9 protein-coding genes are annotated in these 11,908 nt (G+C 57.0%); 2 read left to right on the top strand and 7 right to left on the bottom strand.

Annotated elements, in window-relative coordinates; genetic code table 11:
- Positions 1–77 precede the first annotated feature (77 nt).
- Positions 78–1,319: an amino acid dehydrogenase gene (locus tag BWR19_02855; protein APX91971.1), complete on the top strand. Its 1,242-nt coding sequence runs from the start codon at positions 78–80 to the stop codon at positions 1,317–1,319.
- A gap of 297 nt (positions 1,320–1,616) precedes the next feature.
- On the opposite strand, the gene BWR19_02850 is transcribed toward BWR19_02855, so the two are convergent.
- Positions 1,617–2,318, bottom strand: coding sequence for a hypothetical protein (locus tag BWR19_02850; protein APX91970.1), 702 nt, complete (start codon positions 2,316–2,318; stop codon positions 1,617–1,619).
- 1,280 nt (positions 2,319–3,598) lie between these two features.
- Positions 3,599–4,621, bottom strand: a complete 1,023-nt coding sequence (locus tag BWR19_02845) for a hypothetical protein (protein ID APX91969.1) — start codon at positions 4,619–4,621, stop codon at positions 3,599–3,601.
- Between the two features lie 115 nt (positions 4,622–4,736).
- On the opposite strand from BWR19_02845, the gene BWR19_02840 reads away from it, so the two are divergent.
- Positions 4,737–4,958 (top strand): hypothetical protein, encoded by a 222-nt coding sequence (locus BWR19_02840; GenBank protein APX91968.1) that lies wholly within the window; start codon positions 4,737–4,739, stop codon positions 4,956–4,958.
- Between the two features lie 89 nt (positions 4,959–5,047).
- On the opposite strand, the gene BWR19_02835 is transcribed toward BWR19_02840, so the two are convergent.
- The 5 genes from BWR19_02835 to BWR19_02815 all read right to left on the bottom strand — a co-directional run bounded on the left by BWR19_02835 (position 5,048) and on the right by BWR19_02815 (position 11,839).
- Positions 5,048–5,812, bottom strand: a complete 765-nt coding sequence (locus BWR19_02835) for a hypothetical protein (protein APX91967.1) — start codon at positions 5,810–5,812, stop codon at positions 5,048–5,050.
- A gap of 129 nt (positions 5,813–5,941) precedes the next feature.
- The gene (locus tag BWR19_02830; protein APX91966.1) at positions 5,942–6,787 is read right to left on the bottom strand and encodes a hypothetical protein; all 846 of its coding nucleotides are present in this window, start codon (positions 6,785–6,787) and stop codon (positions 5,942–5,944) included.
- Positions 6,788–7,051: 264 nt separating this feature from the next.
- The gene (locus BWR19_02825; GenBank protein APX91965.1) at positions 7,052–8,428 is read right to left on the bottom strand and encodes a hypothetical protein; all 1,377 of its coding nucleotides are present in this window, start codon (positions 8,426–8,428) and stop codon (positions 7,052–7,054) included.
- 265 nt (positions 8,429–8,693) lie between these two features.
- Positions 8,694–10,268, bottom strand: coding sequence for a glutamine-hydrolyzing GMP synthase (locus BWR19_02820; GenBank protein APX91964.1), 1,575 nt, complete (start codon positions 10,266–10,268; stop codon positions 8,694–8,696).
- Between the two features lie 101 nt (positions 10,269–10,369).
- Positions 10,370–11,839, bottom strand: a complete 1,470-nt coding sequence (locus BWR19_02815) for an IMP dehydrogenase (protein ID APX91963.1) — start codon at positions 11,837–11,839, stop codon at positions 10,370–10,372.
- Positions 11,840–11,908 lie beyond the last annotated feature (69 nt).

Here is an 11,908-nt window from a genome sequence, read left to right as displayed (position 1 = left end):
AAGTACTGATAAGATCCGCACATGACAGGCGCTGCCCCGCGGCGCAACCTCGTGTATCCATCGGCAGGGAGACCTTCATGGCCCGCAATATCATCGTTCTTGGTGCCGGCATGGTCGGCGTATCCGTGGCCTGGCATCTGGTGCGTCGCGGTCATGACGTCACCCTGGTGGACCGCCGCGAGCCGGGGCTCGAGACCTCCTTCGGCAATGCCGGCATCATCCAGCGCGAGGCGGTACGCCCCTACGCCTTCCCCCGCGATATCGCCACCCTGCTGCGAGTGGTGCCCAACCGCAAGGTGGATATCCGCTACCGCCCCACCGGCATGATGAACGCCGCGGGCCCGCTGCTGAACTACTGGCTGAACTCGAGCGGTAAGCGCTACGAGCGCATCGTTACCGAGTGGGCGTCATTGATCATGCGCTGCCAGGATGCCCACGCGCCGATGATCGAGGCCGCCGGCGCCGAGGCGCTGGTGCGCCAGGGCGGCTGGCTGGAGCTTTACCGCACCCGCAAGGCGTTCGAGGCGTGCCAGGAAAAGGCCAGAGAGAACCACGAGCGCTTCGGGGTAGAGTATGAGGTGCTGGACGCCGCGGCGCTCCACGCCAAGGAGCCGCACCTGGACAAGGGGCTGATCGGCGCGATCCACTGGACGCAGCCGTGGATGGTCTCGGACCCGGGCGGCCTGGTGCAGGCCTACGCCCGCAGCTTTGCCGAACAGGGCGGCCGGGTGATGCAGGCAAGCGTCGAGGACGTACTTCAGGTAGAAGGCGGCTGGCAGGTCAAGACCAGCGAGGGGCCAATGGAGGCCGATGAGGTGGTGGTGGCCCTGGGCCCCTGGGCTGGCGATATGCTGGAACGGCTGGGCATGAAAGTGCCGCTGTTCGTGAAGCGCGGCTACCATATGCACTACTCCGCCGAAGAGGGCGCCAAGCTCAACCACTGGGTGATGGACGCCGAGAAGGGATTCCTGCTCGAACCGATGCGCGCCGGGATTCGCCTGACCACCGGCGCCGAGCTAGCCGACCTCGACTCGCCGCCCCAGTACAAGCAGCTGGCCGCCGCCGAGAAGGTCGCACGCAAGCTGTTCCCGCTGGGCAAGCGCCGCGACGGCCAGCCCTGGAAAGGCGCCCGCCCCTGCCTGCCCGACATGAAGCCGGTGATCGGCCCCGCCCCCGACAAGGCTGGGCTATGGCTCGCCTTCGGCCACGGCCACCAGGGCTTTACCCTGGGCCCCGCCACAGGCGAGCTGCTCGCCCAGATGATGGATGGCGAAGAGCCCGCGGTGGATATGACGCCCTTTCGCGTGGATCGCTTCTAGCGGTGAGGTAAAACGAATGCGGGCGCCTCAAGGGCGCCCGCTTCAAATAGCCATAGGACTCAGCGCAGGGTTACCCACGACTCTTCTGCACCTTTGCCACTCCCAGCGCTGGCGACACAGTAAATAACCCGATATGCAGGTACGATAATAAGATAAGTGGAGAGTTTCGAAACTTTGGGATTACCCGCCTGCAGGTCAACTAACGGCCAAAAGCGGCCATTGAGATTTTTCTGATATATAACGCCAACCATCAGCTGCGCGAGGTCCAGCGGCGGCTGCATGGCATGGTTATACATTTTATACATCAAGACCGTAATTTTTGCGTAGGTGCTGAACAACCTTGTAGAGAGCCCTATAAATATTAAGCTCATTAGCCCCGAAGGCATAGTACCCAGTGATAAGCTCTTCACTTGACATATCGACTGGCACTTTCCGCATCTTCTTCTCATCATTACCCGTATAGAACTTCACCGGATAACGAAAATCTCTGCCTTCGCTCTCTAACTCACCCCAACTGCTATAGTTTTGGATATTTCCATTATAACATTCAGATCCAATTATTTCCTCCATCTCTACTAGCAGTTTTTTTATCGGATCTACAGCTTTCCTAGTTTCAAATATTGAAAAGTGCTTCGAAATCTTTCCCTGTACAAAATCAAGCTGTCCTTCGTAATACCCTTCGCACTCTTGGGCCGCCTCTCTTTTCCACGCATCCAGTGTTGATGAATCAACACCATCGACTGATAGATTTTGAAGGTCGGAATAAGAAGAGAGCTCTGATCGAACTGAAGAAAGTATCTCCTCCCAAGATTCAAACGTCTCTTTCGCACTCAGGATAAAATCCTGCTTCAGCTTACCGTAATTCCCAAAATCAAGCTTCTCTAGAGCCTCATACGCTTCCTTCTCTTCTGAGATACAATATTTCTGCATTACTACGTCGTCAGGCCAAGACTCTTTAGCTCGCTCAATTATCTCTTTAAGAATGCCTTCAGGAACCATGAAACCCTCCAGTCAGTACATAAAAATTGTCTTATGTAGCATACCCAACATTCCCCTTGAACGTGCATGCTGCCTTTGCCGGTAAGTCCGATTTGGGTCGAGAGCCACCCATTAAAATAGACTAATATTCCCCAGGCGGCCATAAATACTCCTTCATCGAAATTAGGTATAACGATGAAGCTCAGCTGCGCCGCATCTGCGGCGTCGGGTGGAGTTTTTGTTGGAGTCACAATTGCCACCTAAACCGGCATGGCCGTTGCGCATCCTAAGACAACCAAGAGCGGCGCGGGGAGTCAATCCCAACGACCGAGTCTAGGAATGCCTCTATCTCTTCTTCCACGCCAGCTGCCTCCATGGAAAACTTGGCTTCCTCCCTTAGTCTCCCAACAGAATGCTTCAGCATAATATGAAAGCGTCGAGCGACTGCAGGAACGAAATCGGTTCCGAGGCTTATTCTACGGTCAGCATACCCATGTAGCTGGGGTATCTTCGCTGCATCCTCTCGTGTAATAACACCTGCAGTGTGAACTATCGAATGGCGCAGTTGCCACATCAAATCTAATTCGCGGACGGTCTCTTTCGAATAGAATGCGACTTTGGGGAATATTACGGAAAAGTATCTATTGACTCGCTCAGGGTTGTGCCATCCCGGCATTGCATCCGCAACGATCTGACCTGGTTCTCTTGGATCACCACGACCAGATAAAAGTCGCTGCAAAGATAGCTCACAGCCCTGTTTCTGCAATTCTTTCGCAAGTTGTGCATCGTCGACACAATCCATAAAATCCATCGTATTAAGAAGCTCTGCAAACTGATATCTCTGAAACCGCTCGAAGTGACTCATCATCAGGCCGAACGCAGATATCGCGACATTCTGATAGGAATCAGCGCTGTCCTTTGTAAACTCACCGTTTTTCTTCTTCGTAAACGTTCTTGCACAGTGATTAACTGCATCGACTACTTCAACAGTTTCTTTCAGGAAAGTCTTGGCCGGCGCCTCGTTGATAGGCGCATGCCCCCATGGGAGTCCATCTCTAGGAAAATAGTCTGTGAGGCACTTTCTAAACATTCGCTTACGCAATCCCATATTTTTATGACATAACGTTTTCAATATCTAACGTTAGCGAGCACGCACGGTCAGCATCGCCATACCGCACGTTACAGTACTCACAACCTTTAAAGAACTTATTATTTGAGCATAATCGTTCATGCTACATACTCCCCCAATGAAAGTACTCGCCGCCGTTTGCGGCATGTCGGCTTTGGGTCGTTATCTGCCATCACGCCCTCCCCTCTGCCTGTCGAAAGACCAGATACTGGTGCTCACATTTCCGGCAGGCGGCGGTGTAACTCGGGCCATCTTTCGAGACTCTGACGGCTCTCCAGCCGCAGGCAGGGCAAGGCTGCTTCATCGAGGTATTGGTATTGCAGGTGGCACACCTGACGTAATAGCCGTACTGGCCATACATGCCGGTCAGGTTATCGGTCCCGCCGCACTGCTTGCAGGTCAGCAGCTTTTCGGTGGGGGCCGCGGTATCTACCGGCGGCTCTGCGGGAGTTGGCTCCGGGGTCACCACGTAGCTCTGCGGCGTGGGTTCGGTGACGGGGGCGGCGCTGAGAGCCGGCTCATCAGGTGGTGTGTCCTGCGCCGGCTTCTCCAGTGCCGCCTGCAGCGCTGCGGTATGCGCCAGGAGGAAGGTGCCGATATTCTCGAGTTCCTGCATCGAGAACCAAGGACGCCCCTTGAGCAGGCCACTTCTAAGACTGCCGATCAGTTCCTTCGCTTTCTTGGCCACGAACTCGGTCTTTACCACCTTGTCGGCCACGTCCTTCGGCATTTTCTCGCGATGCAGGATGGCGGTGCTGGAAACGGCGCAAAGGGTGCGCCACTCACGGCCGCCAATCTGCGTCTGGATGCCCAACAGCTTGCCCAGCAGTTGTTCCACATGGTCTCGCAGCAGAGCCTTGAGCAGGTCCTGCTGCAGCTCTGCCTGGCGAATCGGTGAGGGTATGCCGGTCCAGTTGCCCTTGTAGCTGCGAGACCACTCCCCTTCGGCGTTGACCTGCACTTCACCAACGATGCTCTTGGATTCGATGATGATGAAGCCGTAGGGGTGGATCACCAGGTGGTCGATCTGGGCGCGCTCGCCGCCGTGCTCGATCACCTGGTCGTGGATGATGCGAACTTGCTCGCTGTCGCCGAACTCTCGGCGCAGGTGAAAGGCCACCTCCTGCTCCTGCTTGTGGCCATAGTAGCCTCGCTCATCAGCGCCGCTGTAGGCATCCTTTTCCTTGAGGATCATCGGTGGTTCCCTGCGCTTCCTTCACTGGCTGCTCTGGCGCGCCGTTCTTTTGGCGGCGGGGTGCCAGAGACATTATGTAACATAGCATCCTGACACCTATGCAGCCTGAGCACCAGTGGACAAAGTCTTACATAGCAGTGTCGTCTTTGGCTTACGTCCTCAGTTCAAGACGCTTGAAGGCTGGCGCCAGGGGCTCCACCAGCTCTTCCGGGCCTTCCTCAAGGCCCATGACAAGAGCCCCGCCGCACGGGACATCGTCGAGGAGCATCAGCAGGAGATCGAGCTGTACGAGCAGTATGGGGAGTATTTTGGTTATATTGTGTTATATCGCCAATAACGTCGCCGAGGGATGACGGAGCCAAGGCAATTGACAGCCGATTGCGGCCATGAGCGGCTATTAAAAATGGCATCGCTGTGCCTCGCCTGTTATATCCAGCCTGAATTAGGTCGATTTTTAGCCAACGTGGAAAAACGACTGACCAAATCCTCTTTCAACCTCTCCAAGCCTTCACCGTTGTTCAAATATTTGGCGAAACGATGGTGCCTTAAGTCAAACGGCACATCCTGCTCTGACTGTGTAATTGGAACGACATGCTTGCCCAAAGCATGTGCAATACCAGCCTCGTAAAACACGTTAGGATTCTTTCCTGTAAAGTCGCACACTACGATGTAGGACTTGAAAATAAGCGAAAACACATCTTGGATGACGGTTGTATGATCCCAGATGTTGTCTGCTCTTTGGCACTCGAAACCTGCTTGCTGGGCAGCCGCCACAATAGCGATATTCACTCCGTTCATTGATGCGTCAAAGGGCATCATGACGGCGATCAGATTTGTATCGACAGGATCGCTGGGAACATCGAAGATAGTCGGAGAGAAAACAATTTTTCGACCTTGTGCTACTTCACTAGAAACGTTTTCTCCAGCGTCGCCACATGTTTTGTGAATATATTTCAGGGCAATGTCAAGATTCTCATCTTCCTGACCTATCATTTTTCGCAGAAAGGTCAATGCCAAGCCATCATAATCTGGATCGCCAAAAGAGAGGCTTCGCAGCAATCGGGGATGCCTATCGACCTCATCAATCATATTGGTGAGGGCACCAAGCTCGCGCCAATTTGAAGAATCGAAATCTTGGACAATAGCGTCCTTAAGCTGGATTAATTCTTGTCCAGAGATACGCGAAGGCATCAGGGTGTCTCCTTAGATATAACGCCCACCACCGGCGAGGTTTTGTGGTGCAGGCGAAGCGAAACGCAGGAGCCGTTGCCCTGCTTGTGATTGTGATTGTGATTGTGATTGTGATTGTTAGCATTTTTCCTAGAAAGGAATGTCGTCATCGAAATAGTCCTCAGCTTTCCTTGGCAAGGCTAGTTGAGATTTTTGAGCAGGGAAAGCCAATTCTTCGTTTTCAAAAAGGAGCTCAATTCCTTCAGGCGTGATTTTGTAGGTGTAAAACTCGTTACCGTTAATATCTGAGTCGTTTCGCTTTTCAATATAACCAACTCGCTCCAAACGAATTATAGCCAAATCCACTTTATAGGATTGCTCATTCAGGTTGTTTTTCAGCTGGAAAAGCATGTGTCCCTCCGGGTCTGATGTTGCCGTACCCAAAAGCTGAGCAAGGACCAAATAGTCGAAATCTTTGATCTTGGCAGCTTCGATATTGATCTTTGGGGGTGCGGCACCAGTGGACACATGCTCTACGGTACGTAATTTTTCCATTTGCTGTTTCATAAGCACGCAAGCGTGATTTACCGAAGACGCTAGATCACCATCCGATCTGTTTGATTCGTAATCAGCTGGCGTTACACCTAGAAGATCCGTCGGAAAGTGCAGATCAACTCCTCTCGGCTTTAGAATAAAGCATCTTTCTTTTCCGAGTGCACCGATGAATAAGCCAAGCTCAAAAAGCACATTATCACGAACTATGGCTTTTTGTTTACTTCGGATTATAGCAATATCATCCGGAGAGAAAATAAACAGTGAAAAATCCACTGCCTTAGCTTTTTTTGTCAAAGCATCAATGGTATTGCTCGAAAGATCAAAGGTTCCATTTCTCCAAATAGTAACTTCGGCCTTATGATCTAGATTGAGGTTCACAGCATCAGCCACGTCAAGACTTTCCGAAGAAGAACCTATAAATATTCTCGGTTTTCTATTCATTGATTCCTCATGCCATTGAGAAACTAACAGTTGTGTTATGCAGAGTGCCTGTGGCCTTTGCCAGCATGGCCGCTTCGGGTCGATTTCTGCCTTTTTCTCAATCCTATGCACCTATGCAAATGCCAATACTGCGATGCCCAACAAGCCAAGGCTGTCTCCGCAATTCGTTGTTTGTAGGTGCCTCCACCCACAGTCATCGGGACAGCTACGCATACTGAAGGCCACCCGGGAGAGCTACCAATCTCGCTAAAGATGGTGTGCATGCTACTCAGCCGCATCCCACCCTTCCGTATCGCTTTTCCGCTGCTCCATATCATCCTTGTCAGCATCACTCTTTCCCTCGGCCGGATCGCGCCGATGAAGCTTCGGCGGCGGAGCTACCCACGCCCTGAGCCGCTGCCCAACCTGCTGGTAAAAATGCGGCACTGCCTTTTCCAGTTCTTCGATGAAGATCTTGTTGCCCGCAAAGCGATGGCCGAGGTCGGCCATATAGAACACCTCAAAGGCACTCGGAACGACCGTGGTCGCTGGAGAATCCAGCGCAGCAGCGTCTTCAATTACTTGGGCAAGAGTGGCCTGAGTCTCCTCGGCGCGGCCGGGACGGACGGCCTTGATGTACATACTGTCGGGCTCTGCCTTTGTTAGCTGCCGGGCTAGCCAGTTGACGCGAGCAGTACTGCGCTTCTTGTCCTGCGGTGCCACCACACGCATTGAACAAACGATGGTGCGCTTGGTGAGATCGGCAGTAACCTCCAAGTCGGCAGCGGCGTCCGGCACTTCCAGACAGCAACTCAGTACCTTGTCCTTGGCCAGGGCTTCGCAGTCGTCCTTGAGGCGTTTGACCGGATCGGTGCGGTGGGCACGGGCCAGCTTTAGCTTGACGGGCCGCCCCAGCTTGCGGCTCATTACCAGGCATAGGTCGCGCTGCTCCTGATGCCAGCTAGAGACGGTGTTCTCCACTTCCTCAGTATTCTTGCCCAGTACGGCGCCACTCTTGACCTTGCCAACCACCTCCTTCCACTCGCGGTTCATGCTATCGAAACGAGAGATGCCGCTGGATTCATGGCCGAGGTAGCGCAGCACCTCCTCCAGCATAAAGCGCTGATCGGGCGAAGTGATCTCGCCAGACTCCAGCAGCAGCGTCGCCTGAGTCACCGCATACATCCAGGACCAATGATAGAGCTCGACGCCCTTGAGCATCGATTTTGGCACCTTCACCGGATGATGTGAGGGTATCGCGACGAACTGGTTGGTGATGGTAATGACCGCATCAACCTTGTGCTTCTTGGCCTGCTGAAGATATTGCTTGAGCTGCTCCTCGCCAATGTCAGCATTGCCAATTTTGGCTTCTACTAGGGCACTCCATGTCTTGCGACCGGTCTGCAGCACAATAAGACCATCTGGGCGGTCGCTCTTGGCTACACCCGGATCGGCTTCCAACACGATCTCCGTCCAGGCACCCAACACCGCCCGGCTACCAACGCGGACTCCCAGTGAAAGAAGCATCTGCTGCCGGAACTCATGTACTCCTCGCAGCGCGGCGAGCAGTACCGAGGCCGCACGTTGTTCACGATTGGTATCGGCAACGACGGGAATCAGCCTGGCTGGATCACCACGTTTGGCGAAATCGGGACGCTCCATGGTCACTCTCCCTGCGTACTGTTTTTATTTTGAAAGGCATCGCTGCACGCGGCAGCTAGGATCCGGTGGGCATGGTCTGATGGCTCTGCATGCCCGCCTTCGACACTCCCTGTATTAATTGCTTATCGCTATATGTGGCCATCTCGGCGACCTTAGCCCAGTACACAAGACTAGGTAACAGATTGCAAAGAAAAAGGGCCTACCTTTTGGTAGACCCTTGATCTCGGTCAGCTTAGCCGTGTAAGGCATTCTGCTTAGGCGTGCCTCACTCCCACTCAATCGTCGCGGGGGGCTTGCTGCTGACGTCATAGGTCACCCGCGATACGCCACTGATCTCGTTGATGATGCGGTTGGAGACGGTTTCCAGCAGCTCGTAGGGCAGGTGCGCCCAGCGTGCGGTCATGAAGTCGATGGTTTCAACGGCGCGCAGGGCGATGACCCATTCGTAGCGGCGCCCATCGCCGACCACGCCCACGGACTTGACCGGCAGGAACACGGCGAAGGCCTGGCTGGTCTTGTGGTACCAGTCGGCGTTGTGCAGCTCCTCGATGAAGATGGCGTCGGCTTCGCGCAGGATGTCGGCGTACTCCTTCTTCACTTCGCCGAGGATGCGCACGCCCAGGCCCGGCCCCGGGAAGGGGTGGCGGTAGACCATGTCATACGGCAGGCCGAGCTCGACGCCGAGCTTGCGCACTTCGTCCTTGAACAGCTCGCGCAGCGGTTCGACCAGCTTGAGCTTCATGGTCTCGGGCAGGCCGCCGACGTTGTGGTGCGACTTGATCACGTGGGCCTTGCCGGTCTTGCTGGCGGCGGATTCGATCACGTCGGGGTAGATGGTGCCCTGGGCCAGGAAATCGACGCCCTCAATCTTGCTGGCCTCGTCGTCGAACACCTCGATGAAGGTGTTGCCGATCGCCTTGCGCTTGGCTTCTGGGTCTGCAACGCCCTTGAGCTTGTCGAGGAACAGGTCTTCGGCGTCGACGCGGATCACCTTCACACCCATGTGCTTGGCAAAGGTCTCCATCACCTGCCCGCCCTCGTTCTTGCGCAGCAGGCCGTTGTCGACGAATACGCAGGTCAGCTGGTCGCCGATGGCGCGGTGCAGGAGGGCCGCGACGACCGAGGAGTCGACGCCGCCAGAGAGGCCCAGCAGCACGTGGCGGTCGCCGACCTGGTCGCGCACCCGGGCGACCTGGTCTTCGATGATCTTGGCCGGGGTCCAGAGCTTCTCGGCGCCGCAGATGCCAACCACGAAGTGCTCGAGGATGCGCTGGCCCTGCAGGGTGTGGGTCACCTCGGGGTGGAACTGCACGCCGTAGAAGTGCTTCTCGGCCCAGCTCATCGCAGCGATGGGGCAGCTCGGGGTTGAGGCGGTGACGGTGAAGGTGTCCGGCGCACGGGCGACCTTGTCGCCGTGGCTCATCCACACGTCGAGCAGCGCCTTGCCGTCGTGGTCCACATGGTCCTTGATGTCGCGGAACATGTCGTCGCTGCTGTCGATGGTGACCTGGGCGTAGCCGAACTCATGCTTGTTGGAGCCTTCCACGGCACCGCCGAGCTGCTCGGCCATGGTCTGCATGCCGTAGCAGATGCCCAGCACCGGCAGGCCCAGTTCGAACACGCACTGCGGCGCGCGGGGGGAGCCCTCGGCCACGGTGGACTCCGGCCCGCCGGAGAGGATGATGCCGTTGGGGGCGTACTCGCGGATCTCCTCCTCGCTGATATCGAAGGCGCGAACCTCGGAGTAGACGCCGATCTCGCGCACGCGGCGGGCGATCAGCTGGGTGTACTGGGAGCCGAAGTCGAGGATCAGGATCTTGTGGGCGTGAATGTCGGTCATCTGGGCGTCTCTTGCTGGCAGCGTAGGCGGCGGGCCGGATACAAAAGGGTGCGGCGGGGTCGTTTGACGCTGCCCCGCCGCTAGTGAGTCCTGCTTTGGGCTCAGCTGGCCCGGTAGTTCGGGGCTTCCTTGGTGATCTGCACGTCGTGCACGTGGGATTCGGCGAAGCCGGCCCCGGTGATCTGCACGAACTCGGGCTTGGTGCGCATCTCGAGGATGCTGGTGCAGCCGGTGTAGCCCATCGAGGCGCGCAGGCCGCCCATCAGCTGGTGGACGATGGCGCTCATCATGCCCTTGTAGGGCACGCGGCCTTCGACGCCTTCCGGTACCAGCTTGTCGGCGCCGGCGTCCTTGTCCTGGAAGTAGCGGTCGCTGGAGCCCTGGCTCTGGGACATGGCGCCCATCGAGCCCATGCCGCGGTAGGCCTTGTAGGTACGCCCCTGGTAGAGCTCGACCTCGCCCGGCGCCTCTTCGGTGCCGGCCAGCAGACCGCCGATCATCACCGTGCTGGCGCCGGCGGCGATGGCCTTGGCCAGGTCGCCGGAGTAGCGGATGCCGCCGTCGGCAATCAGCGGGATGTCGTAGGGCTTGAGCGCCTCGGCGACGTTGGAGACCGCGGTGATCTGCGGCACACCGACGCCGGCCACTACGCGGGTGGTGCAGATCGAGCCCGGGCCGATGCCGACCTTGACCGCATCGGCGCCGGCTTCGGCCAGCGCCACGGCGGCGCCGGCGGTGGCGATGTTGCCACCGATCACCTGCACGCCGGGGAAGTGCTCCTTGGCCCAGCGCACGCGGTCGATCACGCCCTTGGAGTGGCCGTGGGCGGTGTCAACGACGATCACATCGACCCCGGCCTCGGCCAGCGCGGCGATGCGGTCCGGGGTCTCGGGGCCGGTGCCCACTGCGGCGCCGACCAGCAGGCGGCCGTCGGCGTCCTTGGCGGCGAACGGGTAGGTGCGCGCCTTCTCGATGTCGCGCACCGTGACCAGGCCGTGCAGGTGGAAGTCCTCATCGACGATCAGGATCTTCTCGATGCGGTTCTCCTGCAGCTTGACCTTGATCTCCGACAGCGGCGTGCCCACCGGCACGGTGACCAGCTTGTCGCGCGGGGTCATGATCGCCTCGACGCTGTCGCTGTGGTCGGGCTGGAAGCGCATGTCGCGGCCGGTGACGATGCCCACCAGCGCGTCGCCCTCGACCACCGGGAAGCCGGAGTAGCCGTACTCGTCGGCCATCGCCAGCAGGTCCTGCAGCTTGGCCTTGGGGCCCACGGTAACCGGGTCCTTGACGATCACGCTCTCGTGCTTCTTGACCTTGCGCACCTCGGAGGCCTGGCCGGCGATGGTCATGTTCTTGTGGATGATGCCGATGCCACCTTCCTGGGCCATGGCGATGGCCAGGCGCGCTTCGGTGACGGTATCCATGGCGGATGAGACGAGGGGGATATTGAGTTCGAGGTTGCGGGTCAGGCGGGACTTGAGGCTGACGTCCTTGGGCAGGACCTCAGAGTAGCCGGGAACGAGTAATACGTCATCGAACGTAAGTGCTTCTTGAGCCATACGTAGCATAGCGGCAACACCCATTTTGAGCAGATGGGAAGTGGGGCGAGGAAAAAGTTAATCGCGCATTATAGCGGG

It is taken from the genome of Halomonas sp. 1513 (assembly GCA_001971685.1).
GTDB lineage: Bacteria > Pseudomonadota > Gammaproteobacteria > Pseudomonadales > Halomonadaceae > Franzmannia.
This window is presented reverse-complemented; position numbering and strand designations above follow the sequence as displayed.